Annotated in this window: 23 protein-coding genes; 17 read left to right on the forward strand and 6 right to left on the reverse strand. The window is 56.8% G+C overall.

The features are described 5' to 3' along the window. The first annotated feature begins 196 nt into the window (after window positions 1-196). The 8 genes from cvpA (at window position 197) to hisP (ending at window position 7,410) form a co-directional block, all read left to right on the forward strand. Entirely contained in the window at window positions 197-682 is a 486-nt protein-coding gene (cvpA, locus tag IEX01_RS16865; protein ID WP_024556196.1) for a colicin V production protein, read from the forward strand. A 39-nt stretch (window positions 683-721) separates the two neighbouring features. Then, window positions 722-2,239: an amidophosphoribosyltransferase gene (gene purF / locus IEX01_RS16870; protein ID WP_024556197.1), complete on the forward strand. Its 1,518-nt coding sequence runs from the start codon at window positions 722-724 to the stop codon at window positions 2,237-2,239. Window positions 2,240-2,311: 72 nt separating this feature from the next. Beyond that, entirely contained in the window at window positions 2,312-2,935 is a 624-nt protein-coding gene (locus IEX01_RS16875; RefSeq protein ID WP_505675670.1) for a UbiX family flavin prenyltransferase, read from the forward strand. A 326-nt stretch (window positions 2,936-3,261) separates the two neighbouring features. Further along, window positions 3,262-4,044: a lysine/arginine/ornithine ABC transporter substrate-binding protein ArgT gene (gene argT / locus IEX01_RS16880; RefSeq protein WP_024556199.1), complete on the forward strand. Its 783-nt coding sequence runs from the start codon at window positions 3,262-3,264 to the stop codon at window positions 4,042-4,044. A 281-nt stretch (window positions 4,045-4,325) separates the two neighbouring features. Further along, window positions 4,326-5,108 carry a histidine ABC transporter substrate-binding protein HisJ gene (gene hisJ, locus IEX01_RS16885; protein WP_024561365.1) on the forward strand — a complete coding sequence of 261 codons (783 nt, stop codon included), beginning with the start codon at window positions 4,326-4,328 and terminating at the stop codon, window positions 5,106-5,108. Between the two features lie 115 nt (window positions 5,109-5,223). Next, complete coding sequence (locus IEX01_RS16890) at window positions 5,224-5,910, forward strand: histidine ABC transporter permease HisQ (RefSeq protein WP_024556201.1); 687 nt, start codon at window positions 5,224-5,226, stop codon at window positions 5,908-5,910. Beyond that, window positions 5,907-6,626: an ABC transporter permease gene (locus IEX01_RS16895; protein WP_024556202.1), complete on the forward strand. Its 720-nt coding sequence runs from the start codon at window positions 5,907-5,909 to the stop codon at window positions 6,624-6,626. The genes IEX01_RS16890 and IEX01_RS16895 overlap by 4 nt, the downstream gene beginning before the upstream one ends. Before the next feature lie 10 nt (window positions 6,627-6,636). After that, on the forward strand, window positions 6,637-7,410 hold the full coding sequence (gene hisP, locus IEX01_RS16900) for a histidine ABC transporter ATP-binding protein HisP (RefSeq protein ID WP_024556203.1): 774 nt from the start codon (window positions 6,637-6,639) through the stop codon (window positions 7,408-7,410). Between the two features lie 33 nt (window positions 7,411-7,443). Here hisP and IEX01_RS16905 read toward each other — a convergent pair whose 3' ends face one another. Then, window positions 7,444-8,391: a sugar-binding transcriptional regulator gene (locus IEX01_RS16905; protein WP_188724211.1), complete on the reverse strand. Its 948-nt coding sequence runs from the start codon at window positions 8,389-8,391 to the stop codon at window positions 7,444-7,446. Window positions 8,392-8,582: 191 nt separating this feature from the next. On the opposite strand from IEX01_RS16905, the gene dalD reads away from it, so the two are divergent. From dalD to IEX01_RS16920, 3 genes are all read left to right on the forward strand, one after another. Further along, a complete protein-coding gene (gene dalD, locus IEX01_RS16910; RefSeq protein ID WP_188724212.1) occupies window positions 8,583-9,977 on the forward strand; it encodes a D-arabinitol 4-dehydrogenase in 1,395 nt (464 codons plus the stop codon). A gap of 11 nt (window positions 9,978-9,988) precedes the next feature. Then, complete coding sequence (gene xylB / locus IEX01_RS16915; protein WP_188724213.1) at window positions 9,989-11,458, forward strand: xylulokinase; 1,470 nt, start codon at window positions 9,989-9,991, stop codon at window positions 11,456-11,458. 69 nt (window positions 11,459-11,527) lie between these two features. Further along, complete coding sequence (locus tag IEX01_RS16920; protein ID WP_188724214.1) at window positions 11,528-12,808, forward strand: MFS transporter; 1,281 nt, start codon at window positions 11,528-11,530, stop codon at window positions 12,806-12,808. 28 nt (window positions 12,809-12,836) lie between these two features. Here IEX01_RS16920 and IEX01_RS16925 read toward each other — a convergent pair whose 3' ends face one another. The 3 genes from IEX01_RS16925 to yfcG form a co-directional block, all read right to left on the reverse strand. After that, on the reverse strand, window positions 12,837-13,730 hold the full coding sequence (locus tag IEX01_RS16925) for a TIGR01777 family oxidoreductase (protein WP_048888511.1): 894 nt from the start codon (window positions 13,728-13,730) through the stop codon (window positions 12,837-12,839). 18 nt (window positions 13,731-13,748) lie between these two features. Next, entirely contained in the window at window positions 13,749-14,114 is a 366-nt protein-coding gene (gene folX / locus IEX01_RS16930) for a dihydroneopterin triphosphate 2'-epimerase (RefSeq protein ID WP_024556209.1), read from the reverse strand. 77 nt (window positions 14,115-14,191) lie between these two features. Next, window positions 14,192-14,821, reverse strand: a complete 630-nt coding sequence (gene yfcG / locus IEX01_RS16935; protein WP_024556210.1) for a GSH-dependent disulfide bond oxidoreductase — start codon at window positions 14,819-14,821, stop codon at window positions 14,192-14,194. Window positions 14,822-14,974: 153 nt separating this feature from the next. On the opposite strand from yfcG, the gene yfcF reads away from it, so the two are divergent. The 3 genes from yfcF to yfcD are packed head-to-tail and all read left to right on the forward strand — an operon-like array spanning window position 14,975 to window position 16,828. Next, the gene (yfcF, locus tag IEX01_RS16940) at window positions 14,975-15,619 is read left to right on the forward strand and encodes a glutathione transferase (RefSeq protein WP_188724215.1); all 645 of its coding nucleotides are present in this window, start codon (window positions 14,975-14,977) and stop codon (window positions 15,617-15,619) included. 59 nt (window positions 15,620-15,678) lie between these two features. Next, window positions 15,679-16,230 (forward strand): phosphodiesterase, encoded by a 552-nt coding sequence (yfcE, locus tag IEX01_RS16945; RefSeq protein ID WP_188724216.1) that lies wholly within the window; start codon window positions 15,679-15,681, stop codon window positions 16,228-16,230. Between the two features lie 55 nt (window positions 16,231-16,285). Further along, window positions 16,286-16,828, forward strand: coding sequence for an NUDIX hydrolase YfcD (gene yfcD / locus IEX01_RS16950; RefSeq protein ID WP_024556213.1), 543 nt, complete (start codon window positions 16,286-16,288; stop codon window positions 16,826-16,828). A 65-nt stretch (window positions 16,829-16,893) separates the two neighbouring features. Here the strand turns inward: yfcD and pta are convergent, their stop codons facing one another. Further along, complete coding sequence (pta, locus tag IEX01_RS16955) at window positions 16,894-19,032, reverse strand: phosphate acetyltransferase (RefSeq protein ID WP_024556214.1); 2,139 nt, start codon at window positions 19,030-19,032, stop codon at window positions 16,894-16,896. An 84-nt stretch (window positions 19,033-19,116) separates the two neighbouring features. Then, the gene (ackA, locus tag IEX01_RS16960) at window positions 19,117-20,319 is read right to left on the reverse strand and encodes an acetate kinase (protein WP_024556215.1); all 1,203 of its coding nucleotides are present in this window, start codon (window positions 20,317-20,319) and stop codon (window positions 19,117-19,119) included. 334 nt (window positions 20,320-20,653) lie between these two features. On the opposite strand from ackA, the gene yfbV reads away from it, so the two are divergent. The 3 genes from yfbV to IEX01_RS16975 all read left to right on the forward strand — a co-directional run bounded on the left by yfbV (window position 20,654) and on the right by IEX01_RS16975 (window position 22,371). After that, window positions 20,654-21,109, forward strand: coding sequence for a terminus macrodomain insulation protein YfbV (yfbV, locus tag IEX01_RS16965; protein ID WP_024556216.1), 456 nt, complete (start codon window positions 20,654-20,656; stop codon window positions 21,107-21,109). Between the two features lie 89 nt (window positions 21,110-21,198). Then, entirely contained in the window at window positions 21,199-21,693 is a 495-nt protein-coding gene (locus IEX01_RS16970) for a YfbU family protein (RefSeq protein ID WP_024552764.1), read from the forward strand. A 12-nt stretch (window positions 21,694-21,705) separates the two neighbouring features. Beyond that, a complete protein-coding gene (locus IEX01_RS16975; RefSeq protein ID WP_024556217.1) occupies window positions 21,706-22,371 on the forward strand; it encodes a sugar phosphatase in 666 nt (221 codons plus the stop codon). Window positions 22,372-22,482: the final 111 nt, after the last annotated feature.

The raw sequence follows: 22,482 nt of genomic DNA on the forward strand, positions 1-22,482 counted from the left end.
GCCGCCAGCGAAGCGGTCAGGGCAATAAGTAAGCGAAACGGGCCTTAACCGCGGCGCGCGGGATAATGGCGTTGAATCTTTTTTCAACGCCATTTTTTATTGAAGTGGGATAAGGAAACCCTACGCAAACGTTTTCTTTTTCTGTTAGAATGCGCCCCGAACTGGACGTCAGGGCGATTTATCGTGGGACACATTCATGGTCTGGATAGATTACGCCATTATTGCGGTGATCGGCTTCTCCTGTCTGATTAGCCTTATCCGCGGGTTTGTGCGGGAAGCGTTATCACTGGTGACGTGGGGCTGTGCTTTCTTTGTCGCCAGCCATTACTACACTTACCTGGCAGTCTGGTTCACTGGCTTTGAGGACGAACTGGTACGAAATGGGATTGCTATCGCGGTGCTGTTTATCGCGACGCTTATCGTCGGTGCGGTGGTCAACTATGTGATTGGCGCGCTGGTGGAGAAAACCGGCCTGTCGGGGACAGACAGGGTGTTGGGGATCTGTTTCGGTGCTTTACGAGGAGTGCTGATTGTCGCCGCCATTCTGTTCTTTCTGGATACCTTTACCGGCCTGTCGAAAAGCGAAGACTGGCAAAAGTCGCAGCTCATTCCGCAATTCAGTTTCATCATCAGGTGGTTTTTTGATTACCTGCAAAGCTCGTCAAGTTTCTTACCCCGGTAATCGTGCCGGGGGCAGGCTTTGAATTGAGGAAAAGACAACATGTGCGGTATTGTCGGTATCGCCGGTGTTATGCCGGTAAACCAGTCGATTTATGACGCGTTAACGGTGCTTCAGCACCGTGGGCAGGATGCCGCAGGCATCATCACCATTGATGCTAACAACTGCTTCCGTCTGCGTAAGGCAAACGGTCTGGTGAATGATGTATTCGAAGCCCGCCATATGCAGCGTTTGCAGGGCAATATGGGCATCGGCCATGTGCGCTATCCGACCGCAGGCAGCTCCAGCGCTTCCGAGGCGCAGCCGTTCTACGTCAACTCCCCGTATGGCATCACGCTTGCCCACAACGGCAACCTGACCAACGCCCATGAGCTGCGCAAAATGCTGTTCCAGGAAAAGCGCCGCCATATCAACACCACCTCCGATTCCGAAGTTCTGCTGAATATTTTTGCGAGCGAATTAGATAACTTTCGCCACTATCCGCTGGAAGCGGACAACATTTTCGCCGCCATCGCCGCCACCAATCGCCTGATTCGCGGCGCTTACGCTTGCGTGGCGATGATCATCGGCCACGGCATGGTCGCTTTCCGCGACCCGAACGGCATCCGTCCGCTGGTGCTGGGCAAGCGCGACGTGGGCGACGGCCGCACCGAGTATATGGTCGCTTCTGAGAGCGTGGCGCTGGATACGCTGGGCTTTGAGTTCCTGCGCGACGTGGCGCCGGGTGAGGCAGTTTACATCACCGAAAAAGGCCAGCTCTTTACCCGCCAGTGCGCGGATAACCCGGTGAGCAATCCGTGCCTGTTTGAATATGTGTATTTCGCGCGTCCGGACTCGTTCATCGACAAGATCTCTGTCTACAGCGCCCGCGTGGGCATGGGCAAAAAGCTCGGCGAGAAAATCGCCCGCGAGTGGGAAGATCTGGATATCGACGTGGTTATTCCTATCCCGGAGACCTCCTGCGATATCGCGCTCGAAATTGCCCGCATTCTGGACAAGCCGTACCGCCAGGGGTTTGTGAAAAACCGCTACGTGGGCCGCACCTTTATCATGCCGGGTCAGCATCTGCGCCGTAAGTCGGTGCGCCGCAAGCTTAACGCCAACCGCGCCGAGTTCCGCGATAAGAACGTGTTGCTGGTGGATGACTCCATCGTACGCGGCACCACTTCTGAGCAGATTATCGAGATGGCGCGCGAAGCGGGCGCGAAAAAGGTTTACCTCGCTTCCGCCGCGCCGGAGATTCGCTTCCCGAACGTTTACGGCATTGATATGCCAAGCGCCAATGAGCTTATCGCCCACGGTCGCGAAGTGGACGAAATTCGCCAGATTATCGGCGCCGACGGGCTGATTTTCCAGGATCTCAACGATCTGATCGAGGCGGTGCGCGCTGAGAACCCGGACATTCAGCAGTTCGAATGCTCTGTGTTTAACGGCGTGTATGTGACCAAAGATGTGGATCACAACTATCTGGAATACCTGGATTCCTTGCGTAACGACGACGCCAAAGCGGTGATGCGGCAGAACGAAGTGGAAAACCTCGAGATGCATAACGAAGGCTAAGCTTTCCGCTTCACTTTGATAAAACGCGAACTTTTCAGTTCGCGTTTTGTTTTTCAGGGGCGGCAGATTTGCATCTCGCGGCGTCTTGCGGCAAAGTCAGCGCAACATCAAAGCAGGGGCGATAGCATGAAACGACTCATAGTGGGCATTTCCGGGGCGAGCGGCGCGATTTATGGCGTGCGCCTGTTGCAGGTATTGCAGAACCTTGCGGAAATTGAAACCCATCTGGTGATGAGTCAGGCGGCGCGCCAGACGCTGTCACTGGAAACGAATTTTTCCCTGCGCGAAGTGCAGGCGCTGGCGAATGTGGTGCATGACGCCCGGGATATCGCCGCCAGCATCTCTTCCGGTTCGTTTAAAACCGACGGCATGGTCATTTTGCCTTGTTCGATTAAAACCCTTTCCGGCATTGTTAACAGCTATACCGACGGGCTGCTCACCCGCGCGGCGGACGTGGTGCTGAAAGAGAGAAGGACGCTGGTGTTGTGCGTACGCGAAACGCCGCTGCACCTGGGCCATCTGCGGTTGATGACCCAGGCGGCGGAACTGGGCGCGGTGATTATGCCGCCAATGCCGGCGTTTTATCACCGTCCGCAAAGCCTGGACGACGTGATTAACCAGACCGTTAACCGGGTGCTGGATCAGTTTGACATTACGCTGCCGGAAGATCTTTTCGCCCGCTGGCAGGGCGCCTGATCGCGGTAAGCTGCGCCAATAACGTGCAATACCGTGCGGCGCGCCTCATTTTGGGGCGATTCTGTAACAGCGATCATATCCTGCAAAATTAATCCCACCTTTTTGCTTTTCCCGCTGAGATTCCGAGGCGGGGAGTGCTATCTTTCCCTCAGATAACGTTGTTGCAACCTTCCATTAACATTATTTGGCGCAATTTTCAGGCGCAGAAAAGTGGCATGAGAAGTGCAATACGATAGCTGTTACACACAACAACACAACACAACACAACACAACACAACACAACACAACGCAACAGATAATAAAATCAGCAAACTTGAGGGTAATGTATGAAGAAGAAGGTGCTCGCTCTGTCTTTACTGCTCGGCCTGACTGGCGCGTCGAGCGTATTCGCAGCGCTCCCACAGACGGTTCGTATTGGTACGGATGCCACCTATGCGCCGTTCTCTTCAAAAGATGCGAAGGGCGACTTTGTCGGCTTTGATATCGACCTTGGCAACGAGATGTGCAAGCGCATGCAGGTGAAATGCACCTGGGTTGGCAGCGACTTTGACTCCCTGATCCCGTCTCTGAAGGCGAAGAAAATCGACGCCATTATCTCCTCACTCTCCATCACCGAAAAACGTCAGCAGGAAATCGCGTTTTCCGACAAGCTCTACGCTGCCGATTCCCGTCTGATCGCCGCGAAAGGCTCGCCCATTCAGCCGACCATCGACTCGCTGAAAGGCAAACACGTGGGCGTGTTGCAAGGCTCCACGCAGGAAGCGTATGCCAATGAAAAATGGCGCAACGCGGGCGTGGATGTGGTGGCTTACCAGAACCAGGACTTGATCTACTCCGACCTGACGGCAGGTCGCCTGGATGCCGCTTTGCAGGATGAAGTGGCCGCCAGCGAAGGCTTTCTGAAACAGCCGGCCGGTAAAGGGTACGATTTTGCCGGCCCGTCGGTGAAAGATAAGAAATATTTCGGCGACGGCACCGGCATTGGCCTGCGCAAGGATGACGCCGAGCTGAAAGCGGCATTCGATAAGGCTTTCGCCGAGCTGCGTAAAGATGGCACTTACGACAAAATGGCGAAGAAATACTTCAACTTTAATGTCTATGGCGATTGATACTCATCGGTAACGCGACGGCCCGGTAACACGGGCCGTCAGATTAACTGGCGGTTCGCTTGTAAAGGCGTGCTTTTTCCTGGTGCGCGCCTGGCTAAGTTGCATCATCGCGGTGCAATTGACGCACCAGAATGGGGCGATACTGCATAGTTAAGCATTTGAGAGCGGAAAAGGTGCATGCGCACCGATAATTTTTTGCTTTAGAATGCACAAAAATGGCACGATAACTGCACCTTCCAGGTTATAAAAAAGTGTCCATTGCGCGTTTACTGAGGATTAATATGAAAAAACGGCTGTTATCGCTTTCTCTGGTGCTGGCTTTTTCCAGCGTTTCCATGGCCTTCGCCGCGATCCCCCAAAAATTACGTATCGGTACCGACCCCACTTACGCGCCTTTTGAATCCAAAAACGCGCAGGGCGAACTGGTGGGATTTGATATCGATCTGGCGAAAGAGCTTTGCAAGCGTATTCAGACGCAGTGCACCTTTGTGGAGAACCCACTTGATGCGCTCATCCCTTCGCTGAAAGCGAAAAAAATCGACGCCATCATGTCTTCGCTCTCCATTACTGAGAAGCGCCAGCAGGAAATCGCCTTCACCGACAAGCTTTACGCCGCCGATTCTCGCCTGGTGGTGGCCAAAGGCTCGCCCATTCAGCCCACTCTTGAGGCGCTGAAAGGCAAACGCGTGGGCGTGCTGCAGGGCACCACGCAGGAGACGTACGGCAATGTGCACTGGGCGCCGAAAGGGGTTGAGATTGTCTCCTACCAGGGGCAGGACAATATTTACGCCGACCTGACGGCGGGCCGCATCGACGCCGCGTTCCAGGATGAGGTAGCTGCCAGCGAAGGCTTCCTCAAGCAGCCCATCGGCAAAAACTACCAGTTCGGCGGCCCGTCCATTAAAGACGAGAAACTGTTCGGCGTGGGCACCGGCATGGGGCTGCGTAAAGAAGATAACGAGCTGCGCGAAGCGCTGAATAAGGCGTTTGCGCAAATGCGCGCCGACGGCACCTACGACAAGCTGGCGAAGCAGTATTTCGATTTCAACGTATACGGTGACTAACGTTCGCCTGTAGCAGCACGTTTAAGGAGAAAGGCTTGCGGGCCTTTCTCTTAACGTCAGCGGCAAGGCGAAACGCGTTACCCGCAAAGACCGCACTGACGACAGGACTGGCAGCATGTTGTATGGGTTTTCAGAAGTGATTTTACAGGGGGCCATCGTCACGCTTGAACTGGCGATAAGCTCCGTCATCCTTTCCGTTATTATTGGCCTTGTCGGCGCGGGCGCGAAGCTTTCCCGCAACCGTCCGCTGGCATTGGTGTTCGAAGGCTATACCACGCTTATTCGCGGCGTACCGGATTTGGTGCTGATGCTGCTGATTTTCTATGGCCTGCAGATTGCCCTCAACACCGTTACCGACGCGATGGGAATGGATCAGTTTGATATCGACCCGATGGTCGCGGGCATTATTACGCTGGGCTTTATCTACGGCGCGTACTTTACCGAAACGTTCCGCGGCGCCTATATGGCGGTGCCGAAAGGGCATATCGAGGCGGCGACCGCTTTTGGCTTTACGGGCTCGCAAACCTTTCGCCGCATTCTGTTTCCGGCCATGATGCGTTACGCGCTGCCGGGCATCGGCAACAACTGGCAGGTGATTTTAAAAGCCACGGCGCTGGTTTCCCTGCTGGGGCTGGAAGATGTGGTCAAAGCGACCCAGCTTGCCGGGAAAAGCACCTGGCAGCCGTTCTACTTCGCGATTGTCTGCGGGGTTATCTATCTGGTGTTTACTACCGTGTCAAACGGCGTGCTGCTGCTGCTTGAGCGCCGCTACAGCGTGGGCGTGAAGAGGGCAGACCTGTGATCGAGATTATTCAGGAATACTGGAAATCCTTGCTGTGGACCGACGGTTACCGCTTTACCGGCGTGGCTATCACGCTCTGGCTGCTGATCGCTTCCGTGGTGATGGGCGGCATTCTGGCGCTGTTTCTGGCGATTGGCCGCGTCTCCAGCAATAAGTTTATTCAGTTCCCCATCTGGCTGTTTACCTATGTGTTCCGCGGTACGCCGCTCTATGTCCAGCTGCTGGTGTTCTACTCCGGCATGTATACGCTTGAGGTGGTGAAGGGCACCGAGCTGCTCAACGCCTTCTTTCGCAGCGGGCTGAACTGTACGGTGCTGGCGCTGACGCTTAACACCTGCGCCTATACCACGGAGATTTTCGCCGGCGCCATTCGTTCCGTGCCGCACGGCGAAATCGAAGCGGCGCGCGCCTACGGCTTTTCGCGCGTGAAAATGTATCGCTGCATTATTCTGCCTTCGGCGCTGCGCATCGCGCTGCCGGCTTACAGCAACGAAGTGATCCTGATGCTGCACTCTACGGCGCTGGCCTTTACCGCCACGGTGCCGGACCTGCTGAAGATAGCCCGCGACATCAACTCCGCTACCTATCAGCCGTTCACCGCCTTTGGCATTGCCGCGGTGCTCTATCTGATAATTTCTTATGTTCTGATTAGCCTCTTCCGCAAGGCGGAAAAGCGCTGGCTGGGGCACGTTAAACCCGTTTCCTCGTCGCACTGAGTGATCACGCATGTCTGAGAATAAATTAAACGTTACCGATCTGCACAAACGCTACGGCGAACATGAAGTGCTGAAAGGGGTTTCGCTGAAAGCGAACGCCGGGGATGTTATCAGCATCATCGGCTCTTCCGGCTCCGGGAAAAGCACATTCCTGCGCTGCATTAACTTCCTCGAAAAGCCGAGCGAAGGGTCTATCGTCGTTAATAACCAGAACATTACGCTGGTGCGCGATAAAGATGGCCAGCTTAAGGTGGCGGACAAAAATCAGCTTAGGTTGCTGCGCACCCGCCTGACCATGGTGTTCCAGCACTTTAATCTCTGGAGCCACATGACGGTGCTGGAGAACGTAATGGAAGCGCCGATCCAGGTGTTGGGCTTAAGCAAGCACGAAGCCCGCGAACGCGCGCTGAAATACCTCGCTAAGGTAGGTATTGACGAGCGCGCCCAGGGCAAATACCCGGTGCACCTCTCAGGCGGCCAGCAGCAGCGCGTTTCCATCGCCCGCGCGCTGGCGATGGAGCCGGAAGTGCTGTTGTTCGACGAACCCACCTCCGCGCTCGACCCGGAGCTGGTGGGCGAAGTGTTGCGCATTATGCAGCAGCTCGCCGAAGAGGGGAAAACGATGGTGGTGGTGACCCACGAGATGGAGTTCGCCCGCCACGTTTCCACCCACGTTATCTTCCTGCATCAGGGAAAAATTGAAGAGGAGGGGGCGCCGGACGAACTCTTCGGCAACCCGAAAAGCCAGCGCCTGCAACAGTTTCTGAAAGGGTCGCTGAAGTAATATGCAGGCTGCCGGCTTGCCCGGCAGCCTTTATCACAGCGACAGTAGCCGGTTCGCCGTGGCTTCATCCGTCACCAGTCCGTTTACCCAGCGCCCCGCCACAGCCGCGCGAATGGCGGCAAACTTACGCTCGCCGCCCGCGAAGCCGATAATATTTCGTGTGGTGTTCGCCTCAAGCGGCACGCTGGTCAACAGCGCATCCAGTTCACTGTAGATTCGCTCTCCTTGCTGGTTGAAAAAATGGCCGAGCATTTCGCCCGCGGCGCCTTTGCTTTGCAGGTCGCTGACCTGTTGATCGGTAATAAATCCTTCCGCGTTCAGGGGGCAGCCTGGCGAAACCTCGCCGATGCCAAGGAAGATGACGCTGGCGTTTAATGCGCGTTGAGTGACGCGCTGATAAACCTGATGTCGGCACCACATTTCACGATCGTCAGGGCTGTCGGCATAGAGCGGCGCGGGAATAAAGAAATATTTACCCTGCATCTTTTCCGCCATTTTCAGCGGCACATCGTAGCGCGTGCCTGAGTCATCCCGCGCGATAGCGCCAATCATAGAAACGCAGTGATGCTGCGGACGCTCTGTCCAGGGCAGGGCATCGATAATGGCGCGCAAGGTTTTACCCGAACCGATGCCGAAGGTGTGCGGTGTGTCTTCGCTAATAAACTGCGACATCACTTCTGCGCCTTCTACCGCCAGCATCTGCTGTACGGCGTCATCATCAAGCTGGCCTGAAGGAACCACGCGGCAAAGCGTTAGCCCGAACTTTGCGCTCAGCGCCTGCGCCAGGGCAAGACAATGGGTAACCGGATGCGCAATCTTAACGCTCACCATGCCTTGCTCGCGGGCGGTAGATACTAATCTCTGGGCGACCTGGCGAGAAAGCCCCAGCGACTGAGCAATCTCCTGCTGTGTTAATCCCGCCACGTAATACATCCATGCGGCGCGCGCCGCCAGCTCCTGTTTTTTCTCTTCTTTGTTCATGCCCGCTCCTCAATTTTTCTGCCGCTAGTTTACGGCCTGACGCTATGTTTTGTTAGCCGGGCAATTGTCATGTTAAAGAGCAAATGACCATTTTGTGATGGTTGTCGCTGAATAGTTTCCGGGGTCGCAACTACCATATAACAAACGGGCAAATGCTCAATTAAATGGCAAATGTTTAAATGGGAGGGTGTATGGCTGCTCAGTCTGTCTGGATGCATATTGGCGCAGGGTCTTTTCATCGGGCGCATCAGGCCTGGTATCTGCATAAGCTTATTGAACAGGGCGACGATAGCTGGACTATCGCATTGGGCAATGTGCGTGACGATGCGCGCGACCTGCTGGAGCGGCTCGCGGCGCAAAACGGCGAATACATGCTGGAGACCGTGTCCCCGCAAGGCGACCGCCGCTACGAAAAAATCACCTCTGTACGGAAAGTACTGAAGTGGGATAGCGAAATTAGCGAGTTGGTGAAGCAGGGCGCCAGCGAAGAGACCCGCGTTATTGCCTTCACCGTTACCGAAGGCGGTTATTATCTTACGCCGGAGCACGAGCTCGATAGCGAGCAGTCCGATATTCAGGCGGACCTGAAAGGGGAAATCCGCACTCTGTATGGCGCGCTTACCCGCATACTTAAACAGCGTATGGCCGAAGGCGGCGCGCCCGTCACACTGTTGAATTGCGATAACCTGCGTCACAATGGCGAACGTTTTCGTCACGGCTTTCTCTCATTCCTGAAAGCAAAAGAAGAAACCGCGCTTTATGCGTGGGTGAATCGCCAGACGACCTCCCCCAATACCATGGTCGACCGCATTACGCCACGTCCCACTGCCGATGTAGCGGAGCGGGTAAAAGCCGCGACCGGCATGGCGGACCGTGCACCTGTCATGGGCGAATCGTTTATCCAGTGGGTGATAGAAGATGACTTTATCGCCGGCCGCCCGGCGCTGGAAAAAGCCGGCGTTGAGCTCGTTGATTCCGTCCTGCCGTGGGAAGAGGCGAAAATCCGCATCCTTAACGCCACGCATAGTTGCATCGCCTGGGCGGGAACGCTGGCAGGGCTTTCTTATATTGACGAAAGCACCCGCGAGCCCGCCATACGGCAAATGGCATGGGACTATGTTTCGCAGGATGTCATTCCTTCTCTCACACCTGGTACGCTTGATTTAGCGCAATACCGGGATGTGGTGCTGGCCCGTTTTAGCAACCCCTACATCAAAGACACCAACCAACGCGTAGCCGCCGATGGGCTGTCAAAAATTCCGGGCATGGTGACGCCTACGCTTATCGCTTGCTATGCGCGAGGCCACGAACCGCGAGCCAGCGCGGTGTTGCCTGCGCTTTTCTTCCTGTTCCTGCGGCGCTGGGCGCAGGGGCAACTGCCTTACGAATATCAGGATGGCGTAATGCAGCCCGCGCTGATGGCCGCGCTTTTCGCAAGCCCCGATCCCTTAAAAGCGTTTACCGCCAACGAAGCGCTGTTCGGCGAGCTGGCGCATCAGCCCTCGTTCCATGCGCTGATGAAACGTACCGTCGCTCGGTTAGAGGAATGGGTAGAAGAAACCACCGGGCAACCGCTGACAGCCTGACGGGAGGCGCTATGTACCTCGGCATTGATATTGGCACATCAGAGCTTAAAGCCTTGCTGCTGGATGAGCAGGGGGAAATCGTGGCGTCGCAGCATGCGACGCTGACGGTACAGCGTCCGCACCCGCACTGGGCGGAACAGGATCCGCACGCCTGGTGGCAGGCGACCTGCCAGGTTGTGGCAGCGTTACGTCAGCAGGCGCCGCAGGCCTGGTCTTCTGTGCGCGCCATAGGACTTTCGGGCCAGATGCACGGAGCCGTATTACTGGATAAGAGTGGAAACGTATTGCGTCCCTGCATTTTGTGGAATGACACGCGCAGCGCTCCGGAGTGCGATGACCTGCGCGTGCGCCACCCGGAAATGATGGCGATAAGCGGCAACATGATCATGCCGGGGTTTACCGCCCCGAAGCTGCTCTGGGTGGCGCGCCATGAGCCAGAAATATTCCAAAAGGTTGATAAGGTTCTGCTGCCAAAAGATTACTTACGCTGGCGCCTGAGCGGCGAATTTGTCTCCGATCCTTCCGATGCGGCAGGCACGCTGTGGCTTGATGTAGCAAAACGCGACTGGTCAGAAACGCTGCTGGCGGCAACTGACCTGCGTCGTGAACAAATGCCGCGCCTGGTGGAGGGCAGTGCGGTGAGCGGCGTGTTGCGGGCTTCACTCGCGACGGAATGGGGACTCAGCGCGGATGTCGTGATAGCGGGCGGCGGTGGCGATAACGCCACGTCGGCGGTGGGCGTGGGGGCAATAAACCCCGGCGATGCGCTGATCTCGCTTGGCACCTCGGGTGTCATTTTTGTCGTCAACGATGCGCTTCAGGCGGACCCAACATCCGGAGTACATGCGTTTTGCCATGCTCTGCCGACGCGCTGGCACCAGATGAGCGTTATGCTCAGCGCCGCAAGCTGTCTGCGTTGGATATGTAACCTGTTGGGCGTTACGGAAAGCCAACTGATGGCGGAGATGGCGCGTCTTTCTGATGAGGAAAAAAGGCGGGCGCCGATCTTTCTGCCCTATCTGAGCGGCGAACGGACGCCGCATAACGATCCCCACGCCACCGGCAGCTTCTTTAACCTGCGACATGAAACCTGTCGCGCGCTATTAGGGTACGCGGTGATTGAAGGGGTTACCTTCGGCCTGGCTGATGGCATGGCGGTGCTGGGAACGGCCCGGGATACCATTACGTGCTGCAGCCTGACAGGCGGAGGGGCGCGCAGCCCGCTCTGGGCGCAACTTATCGCCGATGTGCTGCAGGTGCGCGTGGTAACTCATCCTGCAAGCTCCTCGGGCGCGCTTGGCGCGGCGCGGCTCGGCTGGCTGGCGAAAGGAGGCGAAGAGCAAAAGGTCTGCCGCAAACCGCCCGTCTTACACACCTTTGAACCCGATGATGCGCGTCATCCCTGGCTTGCGCAGCGGCTGGCTCTGTTCCGCCTGCTTTATCAACAGCAGCAGCAGGCCCGCGAATTATTACCCGACTAATTAAGACAAACGACCCGGAAACTGTCGTCGTTTCCGGTCTACCTGTACCCAAATTAAGAGGACGGTGTTATGCAATCTCAACAATACTGGTTTGGCCTGCCCAGACATTTGCTGTGGGGGTTTATCGCTATTGCCATCTTCATGAGCGGTGATGGCTTTGAGATGGCGTTTTTATCCAAACACATTACCGATCTCGGGTTCAGCCCGGCGCAATCGGCGATGGTTTTTGCCGTTTACGGCTTTGCCGCCGCGCTGGCGGCCTGGGCATCGGGCGTCGTCGCGGAGCTTATCACCCCGCAAAAAGCGATGCTGATCGGCTTTGTGCTGTGGATTGTGATGCATGCGTTGTTTATGGCGCTCGGCTTAGGACTGCGCAATTATCCTTTAATGCTGCTGTTTTACGGCATCCGCGGGCTGGCTTATCCGCTGTTTATTTACTCTTTTATGATGATGCTGGTACAGGTACTGCCGCGTGAGAAGCTGGCGGCGGCGACGGGCTGGTTCTGGGCGATGTACTCGGTCGGTATTGGCGTGGTGGGAAGCTATCTGCCAAGTTTTACCATTCCGATGATAGGCGAAAGCGGCACGCTGTGGATGGCCATTGGTTGGGTTGCGCTGGGCGGCATCACCGCGTTTATTAGTCTGCGCACCGTGCCGGTGGACCGCTCGCGGGTAAATTTGCCGATGAAAGAGAAAATGGCCGAGTTGAGCCGGGCGGCGACCATTCTGTTTACCAACCGCGACATTTTTTACGCCTGTCTGATTCGTATTATTAACACGCTGTCGCTTTTCGGTTTTGCCATCATTATGCCGCTGCTGTTCGTTGACCGTCTTGGCTTCACCATTTCCGAATGGCTGCAAATCTGGGCAGTGTTCTTCTTCGTAACGATTTTTACCAACATTATATGGGGGATTACCGGTGAGTATATCGGCTGGATCCGTCAGGTGCGCTGGTTTGGCTGTCTGGGCATGGCGGTCTCCAGCCTGACCTTTTACTACCTGCCGCTCTGGGCGGGACACAACTTCGCGATGGCGCTGATCCCGGCGGTTATGTTGGGGATTTTCGTCGCCGCCTTTGTGCCGATGACGGCAGTGTTCCCGACGCTTGAGCCGCATCACAAGGGCGCTGCGGTATCGATTTATAACTTGTCCGCTGGCATGAGTAACTTTCTCGCCCCCGCGATCGCATCGCTCATTTTGCCTTTCTTCGATATAGAAGGCGTAGTATGGGCCTATACCGGGCTGTACGTTTTTGCGGGCGTGCTGACTTTCATTATCAACGTTCCACAGCCGAAACGCGCCTCAAAAGCGGCGAAAGCCGCCGACGCCTACGCTGAACAACGTATCTGAATGCCGGGCCACGCAAGTGGCCCTTTTTTCACCGCACCACATCATGCAGCGCTTCTTCCAGGTCATACCAGCGAAAGCCGAAGCCGGACTCTTCAAGCCGCTTCGGCAGCGCGCGCTGGCCGCCCAGCACCAGCACGGCGGATTCGCCCATGATCAGGCGCACGGCGCTTGCCGGCGCGCGCATAAAGGCGGGGCGGTGCAGCACGTGGCCGAGCGCATGCGCGAACTGCTCGTTGCGAACCGGATAAGGGGAGACCATATTGAACGGCCCGCGCAGGTCGTTGTTCAACAGCCAGAGGATGGCGTTGACCATGTCATCAACGTGGATCCAGGCGAGATACTGACGGCCGCTGCCGATAGGCCCACCGAGACCGGCGCGAAAAAGCGGCACCAGTTTGCCAAGCATGCCGCCTTTCGGCGCCAGCACCGCGCCGGTGCGCAGCAGGCAGACGCGGGTTTTGTCGCTCTGCGCCCCGCAGGCGATTTGCTCCCAGCGGGCGCAAAGTTTATGGGTGAATTCGTTATGCGGCGGCTCGTCTTCATTTACCACCACTTCGCCCAGATCGCCGTAATATCCTGTAGCGGAGCCGGAAATCAACACCTCTGGCGGGTTTTCGCCGGCGTGAAACATCTCCACCAGCCGCTGGGTTGTCTGCCAGCGGCTCTGGCATAACCGCTGCTTTTGCGCCTCCGTCCAGCGCTTGTCGGCTATCGGCTCGCCCGCAAGGTTAATGACGGCGTCAAACTCGTCGAGATTTTCATGATCGGTAAGCCCCTTCCACAGATTGACGCGGGCGTCGAACGTGGCGCGGGCTTTGTTGAGATCGCGAGTGACGACGGTGACGTGGTGACCCAGCTCCAGCAGGCGCGGCACAAGGTGACGGCCAATCAGGCCGGTGCCGCCAGTTATCAGGATATTCATGCAACCTCCCGGTTGCGCTTAGCGTCGCCAGCTCATGGTCATTGAGACGGAATCGGCGTAACGCAGCGCGTGAAGTTTATCTATCTCCACTTCAGCATAGGTGACCCAGGCGTGATCGCGCGCGATATTGAGCACATCCTGGGTTAATTTCTCCAGCAGGGAGAAGCGGTTGCTCTCGACATGCTGAATTATCTGCTTGGTAATGGTGCGGTAGTTCAGCGCGTCGTTGATGTCTTCGCTGGCGCGCGCTTTCTCCGCCGGATAGTGGATCGTCACGTTAATGACGATATCCTGTCGGTTTGCTATCTCTTCTTCTTTAATACCGATAAAAGTGCGCAGGCGCAGGTTTTTGACGCGAATAATGGCGTCTGGCTGCTGTGTCATGCCGGTTTCCTCCGTGGGGCTAAGTGGCGCCTATCATACAGGAGGAAGCGAAGCGCGCCCATGCCGGGCGCGCATTGTCAGACGGTTTCCGCGCGTTTCCAGGCGCGCTCCGTGGCCGGGCGGTTCTGAATGCGGGTAAACCAGTTATTGACTGCCGGATAGGTGTTGAGATCGATACGCTGGCGCTCGTGAGACACCACCCACGGATAGGCGGCGATATCCGCGATGCTGTAGCCGTCGCCGCCGAGCCAGGGCGTCTTCTCCAGCCGTTTGTTGAGCACGCCATACAGGCGCTGCGTCTCCACCTGATACCGTTCAATGGCGTAGGGCACCGGTTGCGGCGCGAAATGATTAAAGTGGTGATTTTGCCCAAGCATCGGGCCGAAGCCGCCTACCTGCCAGAAGAGCCACTGCAGGGTCGCCTGCCGCTCGCGCAGTTCAGGACTCAGCAGCTTGCCGGTTTTCTCTGCTAAATAGAGCAAAATGGCGCCGGATTCGAAAATGCTCAGCGGGCCGCCGCCGTCGGCGGGGGCGTGGTCGATAATGGCCGGAATTTTATTATTGGGCGAAATGGCGAGAAATTCGGGTTTGAACTGCTCTCCTTTGCTGATATCCACGCGGTGCAGGCGATAATCGAGTTCAGCTTCCTCCAGAAACAGCGTCACTTTGTGACCGTTCGGGGTGGGCGCGTAGTACAGGTCGATCATAACAACTCCCGTCAGAACGTAATGAAAATTCCTCTTCCGGCAAGTATAGGCGCAAAGCGTGCGCACGCAGGTGACGCGGGGGGTACTGGCAGGTGACAGCCCGATGTTTTGCTGTATATTTTTTAATTTTACCCCTGAAGCCTGCGAGGAAATATGTCCACACCTGCTATTACGCTATGGTCCGATGCCAATTACTTTAGTCCGTACGTTATGTCCGTTTACGTGGCGCTTCAGGAAAAGGGGCTTGATTTCTCGCTGAAAACCATCGATTTGTCGAGTGGAGAGCATCTCAAGCCCGGCTGGCGAGGCTTTGACTCAACCCGCCGGGTGCCGCTGTTGCAGGTGGGCGATTTTTTTCTTAGCGAATCCTCCGCGATTGCTGAATATCTGGAAGAGCGTTTCGCCCCGCCGGTCTGGAGCCGCCTTTATCCGCATGAGCTGGAAAAGCGCGCCCGCGCACGGCAGGTGCAGGCGTGGCTGCGCAGCGATCTGCTGCCGATACGCGAAGAGCGACCTACGGAAGTGGTGTTTGCCGGCGAGAAAAAAGCGCCTTTAAGCGAGGCGGGTCGCCGGGCGGCGGACAAACTCTTCGCGCTTGCCCAGTCGTTGCTGGTGGAAGGGCAGCAGAACTTGTTCGGCGAATGGTCGATTGCCGACACCGATTTAGCGCTCATGCTCAACCGCCTCGTGCTTAATGGCGATGCGGTGCCGGAACGGTTGGCGGATTATGCGGCGTTTCAGTGGCAACGGGCTTCCGTTCAGCGTTTTATCGCACTCTCTGCGAAGCATCCGGGCTGATAAGCCAGGCGGGATACGCTATCATTCGCCAACCGAATACAGACTTACAAAGGTGAGTTATGAAACTGATGATTGCATCGGATATTCATGGTTCGCTACCGGCTACCGAGCGCCTCCTTGCCTTATTCGGGCAGAGCGGCGCCCGCTGGCTTATTCTGCTTGGCGATTTGCTTTATCACGGCCCGCGCAATGCGCTGCCGGAAGGTTACGCGCCAGCGGAAGTGGCCGAACGGCTCAACACGCTGGCGGATAAAATTCTTTGCGTGCGCGGCAACTGCGACAGCGAAGTGGATCAGATGCTGTTGCAGTTCCCCATTACCGCGCCCTGGCAGCAGATACTGCTCGAAAAGCAGCGTCTGTTTTTGACTCACGGTCATCTCTATCACCCGGAAAACTTGCCGCCGCTGGGGGCAGGCGATGTGTTTGTCTCAGGACACACGCATATTCCGGTGGCGGAGCGCCGTAACGATATCATCTTCTTCAATCCAGGCTCCGTCAGCATTCCCAAAGGGGGCTTCGCCGCGAGCTATGGCATGCTGGAAGATGACGTTTTGAGCATTAATGCGCTGGATAATTCTGCGGTTATTGCGCAGATTTCAATTAACCCGTAAGTTGAGCTATTAATCATAAACGCGCCGTAAGAGCGCTTAGCGAGAAGGTTTCCCGATGGTGGAGCAGAGTCATTTGGCAGGCACGGAATGGGTGGATATTGTCAACGAGGACAATGAGGTGATTGCGCAGTCGAGCCGCGAACAGATGCGCGCCGAACGGCTGCGTCACCGCGCGACGTATATCGTGGTGCACGACGGGATGGGCAAAATCCTCGTGCAGCGCCGCACAGAAACCAAAGATTTCCTGCCTGGCATGCTCGACGCCACCGCAGGCGGCGTGGTTCAGGCGGATGAAGCGCTGCTGGAAAGCGCCCGCCGCGAAGCGGAAGAGGAGCTTGGCATCGCAGGCGTGCCTTTCGCTGAACACGGGCAGTTCTATTTCGAAGATGAAAACTGCCGCGTCTGGGGCGGACTGTTCAGCTGTGTAACCCACGGTCCGTTCGCGCTGCAGGAGAGTGAAATCAGCGAGGTGTGCTGGATGTCGCCGGAAGAGATCACCGCTCGCTGCGATGAGTTCACGCCGGATACCTTAAAAGCGCTGGCGCTGTGGCTCAGCCGTAACGCCAATACCGAATCCAGCAAGGCGGAAGAAGCGTAATCGCGACGTTTTGCAGAAAATAAAAAAGGCAGCCACATGGCTGCCTTTTTCGTTGCCGCAGCAGATTACTGCTGGGAAGCCTGAATCGCGGTCAGGGCGATGGTGTAGACGATATCGTCAACCAGCGCGCCGCGGGACAGGTCGTTTACCGGCTTACGCATACCCTGCAGCATCGGCCCGATGGAGATCAGGTCTGCGGAACGCTGTACGGCTTTGTACGTGGTGTTGCCGGTGTTCAGATCCGGGAAGATGAACACGGTAGCGCGACCCGCAACCGGCGAGTTCGGCGCTTTGGACTTCGCGACATCCGCCATCACCGCGGCGTCATACTGCAGCGGGCCGTCGATCATCAGATCCGGGCGTTTTTCCTGCGCCAGACGAGTCGCTTCGCGTACTTTCTCAACGTCGCTACCCGCGCCGGAGTTGCCGGTGGAGTAGGAGAGCATCGCTACGCGCGGCTCAATGCCGAAAGCGGCAGCGGAGTCAGCGGACTGAATAGCGATTTCCGCCAGCTGCTCTGCGGTCGGATCCGGGTTGATCGCACAGTCGCCGTAAACGTAAACCTGCTCCGGCAGCAGCATAAAGAACACGGAAGAAACGAGCGAGCTGCCCGGCGCCGTTTTGATTATCTGCAGCGGCGGACGGATGGTGTTGGCGGTGGTATGTACCGCGCCGGAAACCAGGCCGTCGACTTCATCCTGCTCCAGCATCAGTGTACCGAGCACCACGTTGTCTTCCAGCTGTTCGCGAGCCACCGCTTCGGTCATGCCTTTGCTCTTACGCAGCTCAACCAGACGGGCGACATAGCTTTCGCGAACCACTTCCGGATCGACGATTTCAATGCCGGTGCCGAGCTCAACGCCCTGCGCGGCCGCCACGCGGCTGATCTCATCCGGGTTGCCTAACAATACGCAGGTCGCGATGCCGCGCTCGGCGCAGATGGCAGCCGCTTTTACGGTACGCGGTTCGTCGCCTTCCGGCAGCACAACGCGTTTGCCCGCTTTACGCGCCAGCTCGGTCAGCTGGTAACGGAACGCCGGCGGAGAGAGACGGCGGCTGCGCTCGGAAGTGGCAGACAGGGAATCAATCCACTCGGTGTTGATGTGGCTTGCCACATATTCCTGTACTTTCTCGATGCGCTCGTGGTCATCCGCAGGCACTTCAAGGTTGAAGCTCTGCAGGCTGAGCGAGGTCTGCCAGGTATTGGTGTTGACCATAAACACCGGCAGGCCGGTGGCGAAAGCGCGCTCGCACAGCTTGTTGATGCGGGCGTCCATTTCGTAGCCGCCGGTCAGCAGGATAGCGCCGATCTCCACGCCGTTCATCGCGGCCAGGCACGCGGCAACCAGCACGTCCGGACGGTCTGCGGAGGTGACCAGCAGCGAGCCCGGGCGGAAGTGTTCCAGCATGTGCGGAATGCTGCGCGCACAGAAGGTGACAGACTTCACGCGGCGGGTTTTGATATCGCCTTCGTTAATGATAGTGGCGTTCAGGTGGCGAGCCATGTCGATGGCGCGGGTGGCTATCAGATCAAAGCTCCACGGCACCGCGCCCAGTACGGGCAGCGGGCTGACGGTCTGCAGATGCTGCGCATCGATGCTGACCACTTTCGCTTTCGTGGAGTCGTCGAAAATCTCAGAGAGATCCGGACGGGTGCGGCCCTGCTCGTCAACCGGCGCGTTCAGCTTGTTGACGATAACGCCGGTAATGTTGCCGTTTTTCGTGCCGCCGAAGCTGCTGCGAGTCAGTTCAATGCGCTCTTTCAGCTGTTCCGGGTTGTCGGTGCCCTGAGACATCACGAACACGATTTCCGCGTTCAGCGTCTTGGCGATTTCATAGTTCAGCGACTGGGCGAACTGATGTTTGCGGGTCGGCACCAGGCCTTCCACCAGCACCACTTCAGCGTCTTTAGTGTTCTCGTGGAAGCGAGCAATGATCTCTTCCATCAGCACGTCTTTCTGGTTGCTGGAAAGCAGCGATTCGACGTGGCTCATACGCAGCGGTTCAGCAGCCGGCAGGTTGCTGTTGGCGCGCACGATAGCGGTGGTCTGATCGAGCTTGTCGCCGCCGGTACGCGGCTGGGCGATAGGCTTGAAGACGCTCAGACGAACGCCTTTACGTTCCATAGCGCGGATAACGCCGAGGCTGACGCTGGTCAGGCCGACGCTGGTTCCGGTAGGAATAAGCATGATAGTACGGGACACGGTTTATCCTCTTTCGTTCGTTGCGGCCAGAATCCTCTGGCGCGACACAAAACAACACCGCCAGCACAGGCTGGCGGTGGGGTATCAGGCGGTCAGACGGCTGGCGTCCTGAGCGATAACCAGTTCTTCGTTGGTCGGGATGACCACGGCGAGGGTGGTGCCTTCTTTGTTGATGAAGCCAGACTTGCCGAAGCGGGCGGCCAGGTTGCGCTCGTGGTCCACTTCAAAGCCGAGCACGCCCAGCTTGCCGAGGGAGAGTTCACGCACCATGGCGGCGTTCTCACCAATGCCGCCGGTGAAGACCACGGCGTCCAGACGGCCTTCCATCAGCGCGGTGTAGGAGCCGATGTATTTCGCCAGGCGGTGGCAGTAAACGTCCATCGCGCGCTTCGCGTCTTCTTTCGCTTCGTAGTTGTCTTCAACGTAGCGGCAGTCGCTGGTAACTTCAGTCAGACCCAGCAGGCCGGACTCTTTGGTCAGCAGCTTGTTGATCTGATCAACGCTCATGCCCAGCGCATCGTGCAGATGGAATACGATAGCCGGGTCGATGTCACCGGAACGGGTGCCCATCACCAGACCTTCCAGCGGGGTCAGACCCATAGAGGTATCCACGCATTTGCCGTTACGGATAGCGGAGACCGAGCCGCCGTTGCCCAGATGGCAGGTAATGATATTCAGCTCTTCCACCGGCTTGTTCAGCATTTTGGCCGCTTCCTGGGTTACATAGAAGTGGCTGGTGCCGTGGGCGCCGTAACGGCGGATGCCGTGCTCTTTGTACAGTTTGTACGGCAGGGCGTAGAGATAAGACTCTTCAGGCATGGTCTGATGGAACGCGGTGTCAAATACGGCCACGTTTTTCTTAGCCAGTTTCGGGAAAGACTTCAGCGCTTCAGCGATGCCGATAAGGTGAGCCGGGTTGTGCAGCGGGGCGAAAGAGGCTGCATCTTTGATGCCCTGGATGACCGAGTCGTCAATCACGACTGAGCTGGTGTACTTCTCGCCGCCATGTACGATACGATGACCAATTGCGGTCAGCTGTGCGGAGAGTTCAGGTTTTTGTGCCAGAATAGTATTAACGATGAAGTTCAGCGCTTCGCTGTGCGCAGCGCCTGCGCCCAGCGCAGCTTCCTGCTTACCGCCATCCATTTTCCATTTGATGCGGGCTTCAGGAAGATGGAAACACTCGGCCAGACCGGAGAGGTACTCTTCACCATTAACAGCATCGATGATTGCGAATTTCAGTGAGGAGCTACCGCAGTTGAGAACCAGTACTAACTTACTCGACATGGAAGTACCTATTATTGATACGTGGCTAAAAAAACGTCAGGGAGTCTCTGAGCGTAGCGCAAGATGACGCCGACATTTATGATTAACGTCATGCCAGGCGAACATTCTGCCATGACAAGAAATACACATGAGTTTACGCCATTTTGCGCGTTTTTTCGGCAACGGCGTTTTATGAATTAGTTTGACAGCGTCCGGCGCCCGGTCTACGCCATCACAGGCGCGCACAGGATACTCGATCGCGGCGAGGATTGACAAAATATTTTGAACGTTGTCATGTACAGTTGTTATCTTGCACGATTATTTTATTTTTTATACTTGAAGTTGAGGTGACGCCATGTCTACACCCGAAAATCGCCCGGTGAGTTTCTTCAGTCTGTTCCGTCGTGGGCAGCACTATGCGAAGACGTGGCCTCTTGAAAAACGCCTCGCTCCCGTCTTTGTTGAAAACCGCGTTATCCGCGCCACCCGCCATGCAATCCGCTTTATGCCGCCGATTGCCGTATTTACGTTATGTTGGCAAATTGCCCTTGGCGGGCAGCTGGGCCCGGCGGTTGCGACCGCGCTATTCGCCCTGAGCCTGCCGATGCAGGGGCTGTGGTGGCTTGGCAAACGTTCGGTCACGCCGTTGCCACCTTCGGTATTGCAATGGTTTTACGAAGTGCGCGGCAAGCTGCAGGAGGCGGGACAGGCGCTGGCGCCGGTCGAAGGCAAACCCGACTATCAGGCGCTGGCCGATACGTTAAAGCGCGCGTTTAAGCAGCTCGACAAAACTTTCCTTGATGATTTGTAATTGACCCCGGGTTGCGCATATAAAGGAAGGCACACTTTTTCTGTGCTCTCAGGCCTTTTATGCGCGCGCTACGCGCTCAGGAGTCAATAATGGAAATGACCAACGCCCAACGTCTGATCCTCTCGAATCAGTACAAAATGATGACCATGCTCGACCCGGATAATGCCGAGCGTTATCGCCGTCTGCAGACGATTATTGAGCGCGGCTACGGCCTGCAAATGCGCGAACTGGATCGTGATTTCGGCCAGCTTCCCGAAGAGACCTGCCGCACCGTTATCGACATTATGGAAATGTATCACGCGCTACGCGTCTCCCGGGAAAACCTGAAAGATAACCAGACGATTGACGAGCGCCGCGTGACGTTTCTTGGCTTTGACGCTGCTACCGAAGCGCGTTACCTCGGCTACGTACGTTTTATGGTCAACACCGAAGGACGCTACACGCATTTCGACGCGGGCACGCACGGCTTTAATGCGCAAACCCCGATGTGGGAAAAATACCAGCGCATGCTGAAGGTCTGGCAGTCCTGCCCGCGTCAGTATCACCTGAGCGCCAATGAAATTATGCAAATTACTAACGCCTGACGGGAGCTGCATGTGAAGTGTAAAGGATTTTTGTTCGACCTCGACGGTACGCTGGTGGATTCGCTGGCGACCGTTGAGCGCGCCTGGTGCAGCTGGGCCGATCGTTTCGGCATCAGCCATGAAGAGGTTTTAAGCTTTATTCATGGCAAGCAGGCCATTACCTCGCTGCGCCATTTTATGCCCGGCCGGAGCGAAGAGGAGATTGCCGCCGAGTTTTCCCGACTCGAGCAAATTGAAGCTTCCGATACCGAAGGTATTGTGGCGCTCCCGGGCGCGAAGGCGCTGCTCGCGCAATTGAACGAGGCGGACATTCCCTGGGCTATTGTGACCTCAGGTTCAATGCCGGTCGCCTCGGCGCGCCGTAAGGCAAGCGAGCTGCCGCTGCCGGAAGTGTTCGTCACGGCGGAGCGGGTTAAGCGGGGGAAACCAGAGCCGGATGCTTACTTGCTTGGCGCGCAGCTGCTGGGCCTGGCGCCTGAAGAATGCGCGGTTGTGGAAGATGCCCCGGCGGGCATTCATTCCGGCCTTGCCGCTGGTTCGCCCGTCATTGCGGTAAACGCGCCTGAAACCACGCCGCGTCTGGATGAAGCTGCGCTGGTCATTACGCGTCTGGATGAGCTGACGATTGAAAAAATGCCGGACGGCACCGTTAGCGTCAGTAAAAAGACGCATTCATGATGTAACCCCGGATCGCCTCTGCGCGAACCGGTTATTGTTAACCTTCCATCACGGCGAGAAATGGTTTCTCGCCGTGCTTCTCTTTCAGGCAACCACTGAACCCGGCATAAC

It is taken from the genome of Franconibacter daqui (assembly GCF_014644275.1).
GTDB classification, from domain to species: Bacteria; Pseudomonadota; Gammaproteobacteria; order Enterobacterales; family Enterobacteriaceae; genus Franconibacter; species Franconibacter pulveris.